General features: G+C 70.9%; 15 protein-coding genes and 1 pseudogene. 13 read left to right on the forward strand and 3 right to left on the reverse strand.

Translation table 11 applies throughout. The annotated features are described in order from the left end of the window. Positions 1–90 precede the first annotated feature (90 nt). Together OG444_RS34145 and OG444_RS34150 are read left to right on the forward strand one after the other, a co-directional pair. Positions 91–1,002: an ABC transporter ATP-binding protein gene (locus OG444_RS34145; protein ID WP_327265739.1), complete on the forward strand. Its 912-nt coding sequence runs from the start codon at positions 91–93 to the stop codon at positions 1,000–1,002. Continuing rightward, on the forward strand, positions 999–1,820 hold the full coding sequence (locus OG444_RS34150) for an ABC transporter permease subunit (protein WP_033223145.1): 822 nt from the start codon (positions 999–1,001) through the stop codon (positions 1,818–1,820). The genes OG444_RS34145 and OG444_RS34150 overlap by 4 nt, the downstream gene beginning before the upstream one ends. Before the next feature lie 13 nt (positions 1,821–1,833). Here OG444_RS34150 and OG444_RS34155 read toward each other — a convergent pair whose 3' ends face one another. The 3 genes from OG444_RS34155 to OG444_RS34165 all read right to left on the reverse strand — a co-directional run bounded on the left by OG444_RS34155 (position 1,834) and on the right by OG444_RS34165 (position 4,489). Then, a complete protein-coding gene (locus OG444_RS34155) occupies positions 1,834–2,487 on the reverse strand; it encodes a CBS domain-containing protein (protein ID WP_327265740.1) in 654 nt (217 codons plus the stop codon). A gap of 9 nt (positions 2,488–2,496) precedes the next feature. Then, complete coding sequence (locus tag OG444_RS34160) at positions 2,497–2,958, reverse strand: Crp/Fnr family transcriptional regulator (RefSeq protein WP_327265741.1); 462 nt, start codon at positions 2,956–2,958, stop codon at positions 2,497–2,499. A 103-nt stretch (positions 2,959–3,061) separates the two neighbouring features. Further along, on the reverse strand, positions 3,062–4,489 hold the full coding sequence (locus OG444_RS34165) for an MBL fold metallo-hydrolase (protein WP_327265742.1): 1,428 nt from the start codon (positions 4,487–4,489) through the stop codon (positions 3,062–3,064). Positions 4,490–4,663: 174 nt separating this feature from the next. On the opposite strand from OG444_RS34165, the pseudogene OG444_RS34170 reads away from it, so the two are divergent. From OG444_RS34170 to OG444_RS34220, 11 genes and pseudogenes are all read left to right on the forward strand, one after another. After that, positions 4,664–5,020, forward strand: a pseudogene (locus OG444_RS34170) (alcohol dehydrogenase catalytic domain-containing protein); the annotation flags it as partial. A gap of 107 nt (positions 5,021–5,127) precedes the next feature. Beyond that, positions 5,128–5,808: a helix-turn-helix domain-containing protein gene (locus OG444_RS34175; protein ID WP_327265743.1), complete on the forward strand. Its 681-nt coding sequence runs from the start codon at positions 5,128–5,130 to the stop codon at positions 5,806–5,808. After that, the gene (locus OG444_RS34180; RefSeq protein WP_327265744.1) at positions 5,805–6,563 is read left to right on the forward strand and encodes an HAD family hydrolase; all 759 of its coding nucleotides are present in this window, start codon (positions 5,805–5,807) and stop codon (positions 6,561–6,563) included. Before OG444_RS34175 ends, OG444_RS34180 begins: the two co-directional genes overlap by 4 nt. Next, entirely contained in the window at positions 6,560–8,962 is a 2,403-nt protein-coding gene (locus OG444_RS34185) for a glycoside hydrolase family 65 protein (RefSeq protein ID WP_327265745.1), read from the forward strand. Before OG444_RS34180 ends, OG444_RS34185 begins: the two co-directional genes overlap by 4 nt. 276 nt (positions 8,963–9,238) lie before the next feature. Next, positions 9,239–9,373, forward strand: a complete 135-nt coding sequence (locus OG444_RS34190; RefSeq protein WP_327265746.1) for a hypothetical protein — start codon at positions 9,239–9,241, stop codon at positions 9,371–9,373. Positions 9,374–9,387: 14 nt separating this feature from the next. After that, positions 9,388–11,193, forward strand: coding sequence for a phosphoenolpyruvate synthase (ppsA, locus tag OG444_RS34195; RefSeq protein WP_327265747.1), 1,806 nt, complete (start codon positions 9,388–9,390; stop codon positions 11,191–11,193). Next, complete coding sequence (locus tag OG444_RS34200; protein ID WP_327267018.1) at positions 11,076–11,837, forward strand: putative PEP-binding protein; 762 nt, start codon at positions 11,076–11,078, stop codon at positions 11,835–11,837. The genes ppsA and OG444_RS34200 overlap by 118 nt, the downstream gene beginning before the upstream one ends. A 50-nt stretch (positions 11,838–11,887) precedes the next feature. Beyond that, positions 11,888–12,346: an Hsp20/alpha crystallin family protein gene (locus OG444_RS34205; protein WP_327265748.1), complete on the forward strand. Its 459-nt coding sequence runs from the start codon at positions 11,888–11,890 to the stop codon at positions 12,344–12,346. Continuing rightward, on the forward strand, positions 12,343–12,846 hold the full coding sequence (locus tag OG444_RS34210; protein ID WP_033223157.1) for a flavodoxin domain-containing protein: 504 nt from the start codon (positions 12,343–12,345) through the stop codon (positions 12,844–12,846). Before OG444_RS34205 ends, OG444_RS34210 begins: the two co-directional genes overlap by 4 nt. A gap of 98 nt (positions 12,847–12,944) precedes the next feature. Further along, positions 12,945–13,538, forward strand: coding sequence for an Rv1733c family protein (locus OG444_RS34215; RefSeq protein WP_327265749.1), 594 nt, complete (start codon positions 12,945–12,947; stop codon positions 13,536–13,538). After that, the gene (locus OG444_RS34220) at positions 13,531–16,212 is read left to right on the forward strand and encodes a cation-translocating P-type ATPase (RefSeq protein ID WP_327265750.1); all 2,682 of its coding nucleotides are present in this window, start codon (positions 13,531–13,533) and stop codon (positions 16,210–16,212) included. The genes OG444_RS34215 and OG444_RS34220 overlap by 8 nt, the downstream gene beginning before the upstream one ends. Positions 16,213–16,227: the final 15 nt, after the last annotated feature.

The following is a 16,227-nucleotide window of genomic DNA, read 5'->3' on the forward strand; positions in this document are numbered from 1 at the left end:
CGGGGGTATTTTCGGTGGGCGCGGTAGGGCCCGTTCCCGGCTCACTGCGCATCGGTTCGGGCCAGGGCACAGACTGGTGGGGTGGGCGCCATGGACGCGATCGAGCTCATAGGACTGACCAAGCGGTACGGGGCAGTGGTCGGGGTGGAGGAACTCACACTCGGCATCGGTCCGGGCGAGGTGTTCGGCTTCCTCGGGCCGAACGGGGCGGGCAAGACCACCACCCTCAGGTGCCTGACCGGCTTGCTGCGCCCGACGGCCGGGCATGTGCGGGTGCTGGGGATGGACCCGCTCGCCGATCACCGCCGGGTGGCTCGGGAACTCGGCTATCTCCCGGGTGAGCTGCGTCTGTACCCGGAGCTCACCGGGGCGCAGACCCTCGACCTCCTGTGTTCCCTCCAGGGCCGGTCCTGCACACGGCGGGCCGAGCTGTGCGAGCGGCTGGGACTGACGCCGGCGGTGCTGCGCCGCACGGTGGGCGGGTACTCGCGCGGTATGAAGCAGAAGCTCGGCCTGGTGCAGGCGCTGCAGCACGATCCCCGGCTGGTGGTGCTGGACGAGCCGACCGAGGGGCTGGACCCTCTGGTGCAGGAGACGTTCTTCGAGCTGATGGAGCAGGCGGCGGCCGACGGCCGCACCGTGCTGTTGTCCAGCCATGTCCTCCCGGAGGTGCAGCGGGCCTGCGGACGCGTGGCGATCGTCCGGGACGGGCGCCTGGTGACGGTGGAGAGCGTGGCCGCCCTGCGGGAGGCGCGTGCGCGGCGGATCCGCCTGACCTTCGGCGACGGGAAGGGGGCACGCCCTCTGGGGCGCGCGCAGCAGTGGGCGCCCGGCTGGGAAGGCGACCGGGTGGAGCTGCTCGTACCCCCGAGCGAGGTGGTGGGGGCACTGCGCGAGCTGCTGGCCCTGGGGGTGGCCGACGTCATCGTGGAGGAGGCGGGTCTGGACGAGGCGTTCCTGGACCTGTACCGCAACGGCAAGGCGGAGGGGGCGGCGCCGTGAAGACGCGGTGGCCCCTGCTGTGGCTGGCGCTGCACCGGCGCCGGCGGATGCTGATGGCCCTGGTGGTGGGGATGGTCGTCTTCGAGGCGCTGATCGTGGTGGTGGCGAACACGATCGCGCCGGGGCAGCTGTTCTCGGCGGGCGGGAAGGGACCTCCGTCGGCGTACCGGGCGTTCAGCGGGTCGGGCGGGGACGTGTCGATCGCGAGCTATCCGGGGCTGCTCGGGGCCGGGCTCGTGCATCCGTTCTGGATCGCCATGCAGCTGACCGCGATCGGCGCCCTGGCTGCGGCGGCGGTGGCTGCCGACGTGGAATCCGGGACGATCGAGCTGATCATGGTGCGCCCCGTGAGCCGCAACCGGCTGCTCGCCGAGCGGACGGCTGCCGTGGTGATCGCCGCCCTCGCCCTCAACGCCGCGGCGACGCTCACGGTGGCGGCAGGCGTCTGGCTGTCGCCGGACATCCACCGGGACGTGCCGCTCAGCGGTGTCTTCGCCGCCGGGCTGATGGGGTGCGGCTTCGCCCTGTGCCTGGCCGGACCGGCTCTGGCCGTGTCCGCATGGGGGAGCCGGCGCGCCCAGGTGATCGGTGCGACGATCGCGATCGGGGCGGTCGGTTTCGCGCTGAACTTCATCGCGCTGGCCTGGTCCAAGGCGGCGCCCCTGCGGTTCATCAGCCCCTTCCACTACTACACACCGGGTGACGCACTGGCGCAGGGCCACGTGCTGTGGCCGCAGTTGGGCATTCTGGTCGGGGTCGGAGTGGTGGGGCTCATCCTGGGCCACGCGTTGCTGATGAGGCGGGACCTGGCCCCGTAGGCCGGGACAGCGGTCAGGGGGATACGGGGCCTTCGAGTCGGGAGTGCACACCGACCACGCCTTCAACAGCCCGGGCGAGGCGCGTGGCCACGGGGATGAGGTGGGGGTCGCGGGTCCTTCCTCTCAGGGTGACGACGCCGTGCGTCACGTCGACCGTGATGTCACGGCGAGAGAGCGGGAAGAGGCGCTCGACGACCTCGCGGCGGACTTCGGCGGCCAGGTCGTCGTCGGAGCGGAGGAAGACCTTCAGGAGGTCGGCGCGGCTGACGACGCCGAGGAGAGTGCCGTCGGCATCCACGACCGGGAGACGCTTGATGTGGCGGTCGGCCATCAGCCGGGCGGCATGGGGGAGCGTGGCGTCGGGGCGGATGGTGACGGCCGGGCTCGTCATCAGCTGCTCGGCGCGGACCGATCCGGCCTTCGCGGTGTCGCCGAGGCGGCGCATCTGCTCGATGAGGCTCGGTCCGTGTTCGTGGAACTCCTCCTTGGTGAGGAGGTCGGCTTCGGAGACGACGCCGATGACATGGCCTTCGCCTTCGATGACCGGGACCGCGGTGACCTGCCAGCGCTCCATCGCGGTCGCGATCTCCTTGAATTCGGCGGCGGGCGTGACGGTGACGACGGTCTTCGTCATGACGTCGTTGACGGTGTACGGGGTGGAGGTCATGGCTGGTCCTCAGCGGGCGTAGGCGAGGGGCATGTCGCTGTGGTGGGGTGCGAACAGGTCGAGGATCCGGGTGCGGGCCGAGTCGAGCCGACGGGCGATGACTGCGGCAACAGCGGTGGATATGCAACGGCCCACGGCCGGGTTCTCGTCGCAGAGCTTCCGTACGGCCACCGCGTCGAATTCGAGTGCGCGGACAGGGTGGGTGGTGATGGCCCCCAGGTGCCAGGCGTAGGGCGGGACCATCCAGGACCAGCCGAGGAGCTCTCCCGAACCGAGGGTGCCGATGACGGCGGCCTTGTGCCCGGGGACGTGCAGGTCGAGGTCGACGGTGCCGTTCTCGATGATCCAGAAGCGGTCGGCCCGTTGTCGTTCCTTGAAGATGCGGGTTCCGGCGGGGATGTCCACGCGGTGGGCGTGGGCGAGCAGGGCCTCACGCGCTTCGGGTTCCATCTCGTCCAGGAGAGTGTTCATGCTGGTCATGGTGTGCCTCCAGCCCTTCCCCTTCAGGCTCGCGCCGGTCCTCGGGGTGAGGGAGGGCCTCGTGGTGCATACCGCAGGGCCCATCCGGCCCGGGTCAGCGGACCAGGACGGCCTCCCCGGGCTTGGGTACGACGGCCGTCCAGCCCAGCTCGCGGTCGATGCGGTCCCGGAGAGTCCCGGCCGCGGCCTCCTCGCCGTGGACGAGGTAGGTGGTGTGCGGGGCGGGGGCGGCGCGCAGCCAGTCGATGATCTGGTCGCCGTCGGCGTGGGCGGAGAAGTGGGGTACGTCGGCCACCTCGGCACGTACGGGGATGTACTCGCCGAACATCTTCAGGGTGCGGGCGCCGTCGACGAGGTCACGCGCCCGCGTTCCGGCGGCGGCGAAGCCGACGATGACGACGGCGTTGCGGGGGTCGGGCAGGAGTCGGTGGAGGTGGTGCAGGACCCGGCCGCCGGTGGCCATTCCGGCGGAGGAGACGATGACTGCCGGCCCGGTGGTGCTGTTGATGTCGATCGACTCCTGGACGGTACGGGCGGCCAGGAACGGCTCCGGGCTGAACGCCGCCTCGCCCTGGGCCAGGATCTCGGGCCGCAGCTCGGGAGAGTGGGAGCGCAGGGCGTCCCGGTAGACGTCCAGGGCGGCCAGGGCCATGGGACTGTCGACGTACACGGGTACGCTCCGGGGCAAGGTGCCGTCGCGGCGCAGCCCGGCCAGCTCGTGCAGGACCACCTCGGTCCGGTCGATCGCGAACGACGGGATGACCACGGTTCCGCCGCGCGACAGCGTTCTGGTGACCACGGCAGCGAACTCGCGCCGCGCCGTCTCGTGGTCGTGTCGGCGGTCGCCGTAGGTGGACTCCATCAGGAGCACGTCGGCGCCGGAGAACGGCTCCGGGGGCAGCAGCAGGGGGTGCCCGGGGCGGCCCAGGTCGCCGCTGACGGCCAGGGTGTGGCCGTCCTCCAGCGTGAGGTGGGCCCAGGCGGAGCCGAGGATGTGCCCACCGTGGTGCAGCCTCAGCTTCGTTCCCGCCATAATTTCGATCTCGCTGCCGATCTCGACCGGGTCGAAGAACTTCAGCGTGTTCTCGACGTCCGCGTCGTCGTAGAGCGGCTTGGCGGGGCGGTGCTTGGACCAGCCGTGGCTGTTGGCGTGCTCGGATGCCTCCATCTGGAGGCGGGCGCTGTCACGGAGCACGATCTCGGCGAGCCGTGCGGTCGGGGCGGTGCTCAGGATCGGACCACGGAAGCCGTGCCGGACCAGGCGCGGCAGATAGCCGCAGTGGTCCAGGTGGGCATGGGTGACGACCACGGCGTGGAGGTCGGAGGCATCGAAGCCGGGCTTCTCCCAGTTGCGACGGCGCAGGTCCGCGAAACCCTGGAAGAGCCCGCAGTCGACCAGGATGCGGGCGTGGTCGCTCTCGACGAGGAACTTGCTGCCGGTGACCGTGCGTACTGCACCGAGCAACCGCAGGAGTGCGGGTCTGGGCGAGGCGGTGGCGGGGCGTTGGGCTGTCTCGGACACGACCGGCCCTCCCTTCGGTAAGGGGATCCGGTTCTCACCATCGCACCGCGTGCGGGGGCCGGCAGGGGGCCGACAGGCCCCGGCAGGGGACCGATCGGCCCATGCGCGGCCGGTCGAGTCCGGTCCAGCCTGGCGGTGACACCTCAAGCGGTGGGAAATGGAAGAAAGGACGTCATGGAGGCACTGGTCTTCCACGGCGCCGGACAGACCGCATGGCAGGGCCTACCGGACCCGGGCATCAATGACGCCGCCGATGCGGTCGTTCGTGTCGACGACGTCACCATCTGCGGTATCGACCTGCACGTCGTCGAGGGCGACGTGCCCGAGGGGACCCCGGGCAGGATCCTCGGCCATGAGGCGGTCGGCACCGCCGTCGAGACCGGCGGCTACGTCCCTACGGTGCGGTCCGAGGCCCGCGTGCTCGTCTCCTGCATCTCGGCCTGCGGCCGCTGCGGTTTCTGCCGCGAGAGCCACTACGGCCAGTGCTGCGGGAGCGGCGGCCGGGGGCTGGGCCACACGATCGCCGGCACAGCCCGTGCGGGCGACACCGGCGCCCCCAAGGTCGCGCTCGGTGGGCCCGGCACGATGCCGTCACCGTCCCGGCCACCCGGCCGTGACACCGAGAGGACGTGAAGACGATGAGCAGAACCCAGCACAGGCAGGGCGCCGCGGAGGCGCCGACCGGACGCACGGACCTCGGACGGCGGATCGCCATGCGCCGTGAGGAACTCGGCCTCACCCGGGACCAACTGGGTGAGCGCTGCGGGGCTGACGGCGCGTACATCACCTACCTGGAGGAACACGCGGCAGCGCCGGAGATCGGCTCCCTCCTGCGGCTCGCCGACGCGCTGGGGACGACCGCCGCGGAACTCTCCGGCGCGACGACGGAAAACCCACCCGGCAGAGGAACGGCCGTCCGGGACGCCGAGCTGGTCGAGTTGTCCGACGGCGAGTGCCGGCGGCTGCTTTCCACGCACGGCGTCGGCAGGATCGCCGTCTTCACCCCGGACGGTCCGGCGATCTTCCCGGTCAATTACGTAGTGGCGGGCCGCGACATCGCCTTCAGGACCTCGGGTGACGCGGTGCTCGCGCGGGCCGCCGGGACGGAAGTGGCCTTCGAGGTCGACCGCATCGACGACGTCACGCGCCTGGGCTGGAGCGTCATGGCCGTGGGTGAGGCAGAAGGCGTCACCGATGCGGAGGAACTCGGCCGGCTCGATGCCGTCTCGTACTCGCTGCCCTGGGCCGGCGGTCCGCGGACCCACTGGATGAAGGTCACTGCGATCCGGATCACCGGGCGCCGGGTGATCCGGCAGTGAGCCCGCTGCGCGCCGTCGTCCTCGACACCGACGGGGTCCTCCTCGACTCCACCGCGCTCCATGCAGCTGCGTGGAAGTCCGCCTTCGACGGCTGCCTCGACACATGGGCGGCCGTCCCCGGCCACGCAGCTCAGCCGCCCTTCGACACCGAGCGGGAGTACCGGGAACTGGTGGACGGGAAACCCCGTCTCGACGGCGCTCTCGCCTTCCTGACCGCGCGCGGCATCGAGCTCCCGCCGGGCGACGCCGCGGATCCGCCGGGGTGCGGTACGGCGTGGGCGGTCGCCGCCCGGAAGGAGCGCGCGTTCACGGAAGCGCTCCAGGCCGGAGCCGTCGAGGCGTTCTCGGAAGTCCGGCCCGCACTCGAAGCGCTGCGTGCCCAGGGGATGCGGTGCGCCGTGGTCTCCGCATCCAGACATGCCCGCCCGTTGCTGGAGTCCGCCGCGATCACCCCCCTCGTCGACGTGCTCGTGGACGGCACGGATGCCGAGCGGCTGACCCTGGCGGGCAAGCCGGACCCCGCCCTGTTCCTGGAAGCGCTACGCCGGCTGCACCTGGACCCGGCCGACGCGGCGATGGTCGAAGACGCTCTGGCCGGGGTGGAGGCGGGCCGACGCGGTCACTTCGGCCTGGTGATCGGCCTCGACCGGTCCGGCGGCACGTCCGCCGCAGCGAACCTGCGGGATCGCGGCGCGGATGTCGTCCTCCCTGACCTCACGGCCGTCGTCGACACCGTTGCCGGAGCGCGGCCGTGAACACCGCGTGGACCTGGACTTTCGACCGCTACGACCCGAAGACGGAGCGGGTCGTCGAGGCCCTGTGCACGCTGGGAAACGGCCGGTTCGCCACGCGCGGAGCCGCCCCCGAATCACCCGCCGACGCCGTGCACTATCCCGGCACCTATGCGGCGGGCTGCTACAACTGGCTCCCCTCGCAGGTCGCCGGCAAACAGGTCGGCAACGAAGACATGGTCAACCTCCCCGACTGGACCCGGGTGCGCTACCGCTGCCTGCCGGAGGACGGGCCGGCGGGGGAGTGGCTCACTCCCGACGACCCGAGCCTGCGCCATCACCGCGCCGTGCTGGACCTGCACGCGGGGACCCTCACCCGCCGCATGCTGTTCCAGGACGGCCACGGCCGTCGGCTCGGCGTCACCCACACCCGGCTCGTTCACATGGCGGACCCCTACCTCGCCGCTCAGCAGAGCACCTTCCGCGCGTCCGGATGGCGCGGAACCATCGAGATCCAGTCCGTACTGGACGGTGACGTCACCAATGCCGGCGTCGCGCGGTACCGGGCCCTCGATGGGCGCCACCTCACGGGCCACCGCACCGGCGTCGGCGCGGACGGCATCGCCTGGCTCTCCTGCGAGACCACATCGCTCCGCACCCGGATCGGCATCGCGGTACGCACATCCTCCTGCCCCCTGGCCGCCGTGACCCTGAGCTGCACGGAGGCAGCGACCGTGCAGACCTTCCGGTTGCCGATCTCCCGCGGACATCCCGTCGTCGTCCTCAAGGCAGCCGCCCTTCACAGCTCGCTGGACCGACCCGCAGGCGATCCGCTCACGTCTGCGGTCGAACACGTCACGCACGCACCGGACTTCGCGACCGCGCTCGCCGGCCACAAGGCCGCCTGGGAAGACCTGTGGAGCCGAGGCGAGGTAAAGATGCCCGGTGAGGCCGGCCGGATCCTCCGCCTCCACGCCTTCCACGTCCTGCAGACCCTCTCCCCGCACACGGCGGAGCTCGACGTCGGCGTACCCGCCAGAGGCCTGCACGGAGAGGCATACCGGGGTCACGTCTTCTGGGACGAGCTGTTCGTCACCCCCTACCTCACCCTGCACCTCCCCGAGGTGGCACGCGCCGTGCTCATGTACCGCCACCGGCGCCTGCCCGCGGCCCGTGCCGCAGCGCGGCGGGCCGGGCGGCCGGGCGCGATGTTCCCCTGGCAGAGCGCCAGTTCGGGGCACGAGGAAACGCAGACGCTGCACCTCAATCCGCGCTCCGGCCGCTGGCTGCCGGACCACTCCCGCCTCCAGCGCCATGTGGGCTCCGCGATCGCCTGGAACGTCTGGCGCTATGCGCAGACCACCGGTGACACCGGCTTCCTGTACGGCCCCGGCGCCGAACTGCTCATGGGTATCGCCCGCTACTGGGGAGCGGCCGCCGACTACGACACCGACCTGGAGCGCTACCGGATCCGCGGGGTCGTGGGCCCGGACGAATATCACGACGCCTACCCCGGGGCCGCGACTCCGGGGATCGACGACAACGCCTATACGAACGTGACCGCCGCATGGGTGCTGGCCCGCGCACTCGAGCTGGCCGCAGAGCTGCCGAGGACGCGCATGCGTCAACTTGAGCAACAACTGGACGTCAATGCAGAGGTGTTGAACCGCTGGGAGGACGTGTCACGCCGTCTCCACGTCCCCTTGCACGGCGATGTCATCAGCCAGTTCGAGGGCTACGGTGATCTGGCCGAGCTGGATTGGGACGCCTATCGCGCTCGGTACACGGACATCCGCCGCCTCGACCGGATCCTGGAGTCCGAGGACGACACGGTGAACCGCTACCAGGTGTCGAAGCAGGCCGACACCCTCATGCTCGGCTACCTCTTCCGCCCCGACGAGCTGCACGACATCTTCGCCCGGCTCGGCCACCGGCTCGACGACGACCTCTGGCGGGCGACCGTCGCGTACTACTTGCAGCGCACGAGCCACGGTTCGACGCTCAGCAGCCTCGTCCACGGCTGGGTCCTGGCCCGCCACAAGGGACCCGACGCCTGGCGGTACTGCGAGGAAGCACTGCTCGGCGACGTGATGGACATCCAGGGCGGCACCACCGGCGAAGGCATCCACCTCGGAGCCATGGCCGGCACCCTCGACCTCATCGAACGGGGCATCGTGGGGGTCGGGGTCGGCCCGGACGGACTGCGCATCGACCCCGTCCCGCTCCGGGAGGTGCCGCGCTGCTCCTTCACCGTCGACTGCCTGGGGCACCGCGCCATTCATATCCGGTTCCTCCCAGGAAAACTGGGCATCGAGGTCCCCTCGTCCCGAACGGCGCCTCCCCTTCCCCTGTGCCTGCCCGGTGGCGTGACTGCGGACCTGCCCGCGGGTCGGCAGAGGTGGTTCCGCATGGAAGCCGGCTGACCAGTGAACACCGTTCAGGAGCGCACACACCCTCTCGCGGGCACGGCACCGCCATCGTCGCCTCGTAGACGTCCGCGATGGTCGTCTCGGACTTGCCCGCCGCCTGCATGGCCTGCGCCTGCACGGCCTGCGCCTGTCGGGCATGAGCCCTGCGGTTCCCTGCCCGGCCCGCCATGGGCAGGTCGGCCCCTCCGAGGTACGGACCGGTCGGCCCCTCGCTCCTGTCCCACTCGGCACTGCGGCGCAGCCACCTCCAGGCGTGACCGTGGAAGCCGGATGCCGATTCAGGCTCCGGTTCCGGAAGAGGTGGCCACGATGCAGCGCATCCGTATCCAGCCCCACCAGAAGCAGCCCCACAAGCCCGCGCCGCTGGACCTCCGCACGCCGTCCGGCCGCCCGCTCCCGTACTGAGTCCGGAGGTCGTCATGGCAAGCACACGGCACGTCATTCCGTTCGCGGAACTCGGCCGACAGGACGTCGGGAGTGTCGGGGGCAAGAACGCCTCCCTGGGGGAGATGACCGCCCACCTGGCCGGTGCCGGTGTGCGCGTCCCCCCGGGGTTCGCCACGACGGCCGACGCGTACGGAGAGCTGCTCGACGGACACGGACTGCGCGGGCGGATCGAGGAACAGATCGTGCGCCTGCGCGAAGGCGCCGCGCTCGACGAGGTCGGGGCCGCGATCCGGTCGATGACCCTCGCCGAGCCGCTGCCCCCAGGGCTGCGGGCCGAGATCGTCTCCGCGTACGAGCAGCTGGGGCGCGACGAAGGACGCACGGACCCGGAGGTCGCCGTGCGCAGCAGTGCCACCGCCGAGGACCTGCCGGAGGCGAGCTTCGCCGGCCAGCAGGAGACGTACCTGAACGTGCGCGGGACCGCCCGGCTGCTGGAGTCGGTGCACCGCTGCTACGCGTCCCTCTACACCGACCGCGCCATCGACTACCGGGAGCGGATGGGCTTCGACCACCTCCAGGTCGCCCTGTCCGTCGGCGTCCAGACCATGGTCCGCTCGGACCTGGCCGGCGCCGGCGTGATCTTCACCCTCGACCCCGAGAGCGGATTCCCCGAGGTCATCGTCATCAGCGCGGCGTTCGGGCTCGGTGAGACAGTCGTCAGCGGGCAGGTCGACCCCGACGAGTACACCGTCTTCAAGCCCAGCCTGGAGGACCCGGAGCTGGACCCGCTGATCGACGTACGCGTCGGAGCGAAGCGGCGGAAGGCGGTCTACGCGGAGCACGGACTGACCCGGACCGTCGACACCACCCCCGAGGAGCGCTCGCAACGGGTCCTGACCGACACCGAGGTCCGGCTCCTCGCCGACTGGGCACTGACCGTCGAAGGGCACTACGGCTGCCCCATGGACCTGGAATGGGCCAAGGACGGCCTCACCGGAGACCTGTGGATCGTCCAGGCCCGGCCCGAGACCGTACAGTCCCGCCGCGCCGCCTCCACCCTGCGCCGCTGCCGCCTGACGGCCACGCCCGGTACGCCTCTCGTGGACGGCACCGCCGTGGGCGAAGCCATCGGCAGCGGACCGGTCGTCGTTCTGGACACTCCCGTCGACCTCGACCGCTTCCCGGCCGGCGGGGTGCTCGTCACCGGCATCACCGACCCGGACTGGGAACCGATCATGAAGCGTGCCTCCGCCATCGTCACCGACCACGGCGGCCGCACCTCGCACGCAGCGATCGTCAGCCGCGAACTCGGCGTCCCCGCCGTCGTCGGCACCGGGCGGGCGACCCACGTCCTGCCCGACGGACAGAAGGTGACCGTCTCCTGCGCCGAAGGCGGACGCGGCAAGGTCTACGACGGGCTGCTCGCCTACGAGGAGACCGAGACCGACCTCGCCGGCATTCCCGCAACCCGGACGCACGTCATGCTCAACCTCGCCGACCCCTCCGCCGCCTTCCGGTGGTGGCGCCTGCCGGCCGACGGTGTCGGCCTGGCCCGGCTGGAGTTCATCGTGGCGCACCAGGTCAAGGTCCACCCCATGGCCCTGCTGCACCCCGAACGCCTGGACCACGCGCCGACCGCTGCGCCGTCGATCAACTCACCGAGGGCTACCTCGACCGCACCCGCTACTTCACGGACCGCCTGGCGTACGGCATCGCCCGGATCGCCGCCTCCCGCTGGCCCGCCCCCGTCGTCGTACGGACCAGCGACTTCAAGACCAACGAGTACGCACGCCTCCTCGGCGGCCGTCCGTTCGAGCCGGTCGAGGCCAACCCGATGATCGGCTGGCGGGGTGCGAGCCGCTACTACAGCGACGGATACCGGGAAGGATTCGCTCTCGAATGCCGGGCGCTGCGCCGGGTCCGCGACGAGATGGGCCTGACGAACGTGATCGTCATGATCCCCTTCTGCCGCACCCTCGAAGAGGCCGACCGGGTCCTGGAGGTCATGGGCGAGGAAGGCCTCAGACGAGGGGAGAACGGGCTGAAGGCGTACGTCATGGCGGAGATCCCCGCCAACGTCATCCTGGCCGAGGACTTCGCCGAACGCTTCGACGGCTTCTCCATCGGCAGCAACGACCTCACCCAGCTCACCCTGGGCGTCGACCGCGACTCCGAAGCCCTCGCCCGCGTCTTCGACGAGACCAACCCGGCCGTCACCCGCAGCATCGAGACCCTCGTCCCGCGCGCCCAGTCCGCCGGCCGCACGGTCGGTCTGTGCGGCCAGCGGCCCAGCGACGACCCCGCCTTCACCGAGTTCCTGGTCAAGACTGGCATCGACTCCATCTCCGTCGCCCCGGACAGCTTCGCCGCGGTCAAGCAGCACGTGGCCGCCGCCGAACTGGCCCGGTACGGGGAGGGCCGAACGGCCCCATCCGGGACCCGATGGCCCCAAGCGGAGCAGCCGTCCCCCTCGCGACAGTGAAAGAAAGCAGCGCAGGAAGGCGCTGACCAGGCGCCGGAACGGAGCACACCATGCCAGGAACGCACCCGGAGCGCAGGCGCAGCCCGTTCCCCGACGTGAGGGACTGGTTCGGCACCGACTTCCCCCGGTTCCCGCTGTGGCGGACGCCGTTCGACACCCACCCGATCGCGATCGAGGTGACCAACAAGGACGGGCAGTACACGCTGCGTGCCGAACTTCCCGGGATGGACCCCGACAAGGACATCCAGATCACGGTCGAGGGGGACACCCTCACCGTCAGTGCCGAACACACCGAGAGCAAGGAGGAGAAGGATCACTCGGAGTTCCGCTACGGCTCCTTCCAGAGGACCGTGCGCCTGCCCGGGCCGATCCCCTCCGACGGAGTCGAGGCAGCATATGAGGACGGCGTTCTCACCGTGTGCGTGCCGATGCCGGCCGCGCCCGAGGAGTCCAGGCGCAGCATCCCCGTCAAGCGCACCACAGCAGATGGCAAGGGAGAGTCGTCATGACTTCCAAGCGCGTCCTGGTCGCCTACGGCACCAAGCACGGTGCGACCGCCGGAATCGCTTCCGAGATCGGCAGGACCCTGCGTGAGGACGGCCTCGACGCCGTCGTGGTCCCCGCCGACGACGTGGACGACGTACGCGGCTATGACGCCGTGGTGCTCGGAGGCGCCCTGTACGCCGGGCACTGGAGCGGCAAGGCCAAGCGCTGCGCCGAACGCAACGAGGACCTCCTCAAGCATCGTCCGGTCTACCTGTTCAGCAGCGGCCCCGTCGACAGTTCCGCCGAGCAGCACGACATCGCGCCGGTCCCGGCGGTGGCCCGGGAGATGGAGCGCCTCGGCGCACGCGAGCACGTCACTTTCGGCGGCAGCATTACCTCCAATACGCCCGGGTTCATCGCCCGAGCCATGGTCCGTGCGGGCAAGGGCGGGGACTTCCGCAATCCCGAGCGGATCCGGACATGGGCCCACCACATCAGCGCCGAACTCGCCGCTCCCCGCTGAGCGGCCGGGCAGGATCGAGCGCGCGGAGGTGCACGATGTCCGAGACCGGCACGCCCGGAGACGGGCCCACGCGATCGCGTCCGGCGAGGGTCGGCCGGGTGCGTCGGCTGTTCGGCGGACGTCCGAACGAGCTGCGTCGGCCGGTCGACCGGACCCGGCGCCGCTGGAAAGTCGTCTTCGTACTGTCCTTCCTGATCGCCTTGCTCTGCGGCGTCGTCGTCACGACGGCCGTCTGGGACTCCGAAAGCCGGACCGCCAGCGAGACGGCCCGTCACCGGCACCGGATCGAGGCGACGACGGTCGGCTCCGCGGAGCGCGCGGTCTCCAGCCGTGGCAGCGGCAGCTTGCGGGTGGTCGCTCCAGCCGTCTGGGAGTACCCGGCCGCTCACCAGCACTCTGACACGATCTCCGTCCCGTTCGGCACTCCGGCAGACCGGACGGTCGCGATCTGGGTCGATGACGCGGGCAGGGAAGCGCAGGCGCCTTCGTCCGAAGCTCACCGCGCGCTCACGGCCGCAGCGGCGGGAGCCGGAGCTTTCGGACTGCTCGCCCTTGCCTCGGGAGCAGTGATCCGTCTTCGCCTTCACCTCGTCGAGACCCGCAGCCTGGCCCAGTGGGAGCACGAGTGGGAGGCCGTGGAGCCGCGCTGGTCCGGCAGGTTGAGGCGCGAACAGGGGCCCGGCGATGACTGAGGCAGGCACCCGGCCCCCGTCCCCCGCCAACGGGCTGCCCCCGAGCCCTGACCCGCTGGAGCCTCTGCCGCTGCTGCGCCGTGAACTCCATACCGGCTCGAGTGGACTCTCCGCACGCGAGGCGGCCCGCCGCCTTGCCGTCTACGGCCCCAACGAGGTCCGCCGCAAGGCCCGTACCTCCCTGGGGCGTGAACTCGTACGGCAGTTGGTCCATCCCCTGGCCCTGCTGCTGTGGGCGGCTGCGGCGCTGGCGTTCGTCGCCGGCATTCCCGTGCTCGGATGGGCGATCATCGCCGTGGTTCTCGTCAATGCGGCGTTCGCGCTCGTCCAGGAGCGGCAGGCCGAGCAGGCGGTGGAGACTCTCGCGAAGTACCTGCCCGAGCACGCCCTGGTGATCCGCGATGGCCGGCCCTCGGCGGTGGAGGCAAGAGAACTGGTGCCGGGTGATCTGGTCGTTCTCGAAGAGGGCGCCAAGGTTCCTGCCGACGCACGGCTGACCGAGGGAGGCATCGAGGTCGACCTTTCGATGCTGACGGGGGAGTCCACCCCCGCCGAACGTATCGCCGGCCCCGGACTCGTCGGAGCACCGCTGCTACAGGAACCCAACCTCGTGTTCAGCGGCACCGTCTGTACCGGGGGCCAGGCCCAGGCGATCGTTTTCGCCACCGGAGACCACACGGAACTCGGCCGTATCGCCGCACTGAGTCAGCGCACCCGGCGTGACCCCAGCCCCTTGGAACAGCAGGTCAAGAAGGTTGCCTGGCTCATCGCTGCGGTAGCGGTCGCCATGGGCGGCGTGTTCCTGGCGGCCGGTGTCGCCGTGGGCCTGCCGCTGAGGGACACCCTCATGTTCGCGATCGGCCTGCTGGTCGCCAACGTCCCGGAGGGGCTGCTGCCGACCATCACCCTCGCCCTGGCCGTCGGGGTACGCGTCCTCGCCCGCCAAGGGGCGGTGATCAAACGCCTGAGCGCCGTGGAAACGCTCGGCTCCACCAACGTCATCTGCACCGACAAGACCGGAACGCTCACCCAGAACCGCATGCGACTCCAAGCCGTGTGGACGCCGGAGCACGGAAGGGAGCCCGGCCCCTGGGGCGGAGAGCTGCTGCGGACCAGCGCGCTGTGCACGACGGTCACCCGGGACGAGGAAGGCGTACTTCGCGGCGACCCGACGGAGACGGCTCTGGTGGAAGGTGCCGCTGCCCGCGCCGCTCCCGTCGACCTCGACGGCCGTGACACCGGGCGCCGGGCCCTCTTCCGCTTCGACCCCAGGCTGCGTCTGATGTCCGTCGTCCAAGCCGATGGCTTGCAGGGTCTGCGCGTCATCGTCAAGGGCGCGCCGGAGACAGTGCTGCAAACCCTGGAAGGCAGTTCGCAGTCCGCGGCCGCTGCGGCGGAGGAACTCGCCCACGAAGGCATGCGCGTCTTGGCGGTCGCCGTCCGAACACTGCCGGCCGGTGCCGAGGTGCCGAGTCGTCGCCAGGACGCGGAGACCGGGCTCCGCCTGCTCGGGCTCGTCGGCCTGTACGACCCACCGCGTCCCGAAGTCGCCGCTGCCGTCCGGCGCTGCCACGAGGCAGGGCTCCGCGTGCACATCGTGACCGGTGACAACGGCGCCACCGCCGCGGCCGTCGCACGCGAAGTCGGCATAGGCCTACCTCGTCTGCAGGTGGTGGCGCAGTCCGAGTCGATCGGCGACCACGAACTCGACGCACTCCTCGCACCGTCGGACGCCGAAGTCGTCTTCGCCCGCTCCTCACCCGAGACCAAGCTGAAGGTGGCCGACGCCCTGCGCGCCCACGGGCAGATCGTCGCCATGACCGGTGACGGGGTCAATGACGCCCCCGCCCTGCACCGGGCCCACATCGGAGTGGCGATGGGACTCTCCGGCACGGACGTGGCCCGTGAGGCGTCCACCATGGTGCTGACCGACGACAACTTCGCCACCATCGTCACCGCGATCGAATCCGGCCGCCGCGTCTACGACAACGTCCGCAAGTTCATCGTCTACATCTTCGCCCACCTCACCCCCGAGGTCGTCCCCTTCCTGGTCTTCGCGCTGTCGGCCGGCACGGTCCCGCTCCCGCTGACCGTCCTGCAGATCCTCGCCATCGACCTCGGTACCGAGACCCTCCCCGCCCTCGCTCTCGGCCGCGAACGAGCCGAGCCGGGCACCATGAGCCGCCCGCCCCGCCCGAGCTCGCAAGGAGTCATCTCCCGCGACATGCTCATCCGCAGCTGGGGCTACCTCGGTACCGTCTCCGCAGTCCTGGTCATGGGCGCCTTCTTCTACGTACTGTGGCGCGCGGGCTGGCACCCGGGCGACCCCACCGGCACGGGCAGCCCCCTGCACCACGCGTACGTCACCGCGACCACGGCCACGTTCGCAGGCATCGTCACCTGCCAGGTCGGCACCGCCTTCGCCGCCCGCACCGACCATGCGGCCCTGCGCGACATCGGTCTGTTCACCAACCCCCTGCTCCTGGCGGGCATCGCCTTCGAGCTCGTCTTCACGGCAGCCCTCGTGTACGCGCCGCCCCTGCAAGGCCTGTTCGGTACCGCCGCCCTGCCGCTGGACGTCGTCGCCCTCATCGCGACCTTCCCCGTCATCGTCTGGGGCACCGACGAACTGCGGCGCTGGGTCCGGCGCACTCACCGGCACACGACGCCCTGACATCCATGACCGGAG

It is taken from the genome of Streptomyces sp. NBC_01232 (genome assembly GCF_035989885.1).
Lineage (GTDB): Bacteria > Actinomycetota > Actinomycetes > Streptomycetales > Streptomycetaceae > Streptomyces.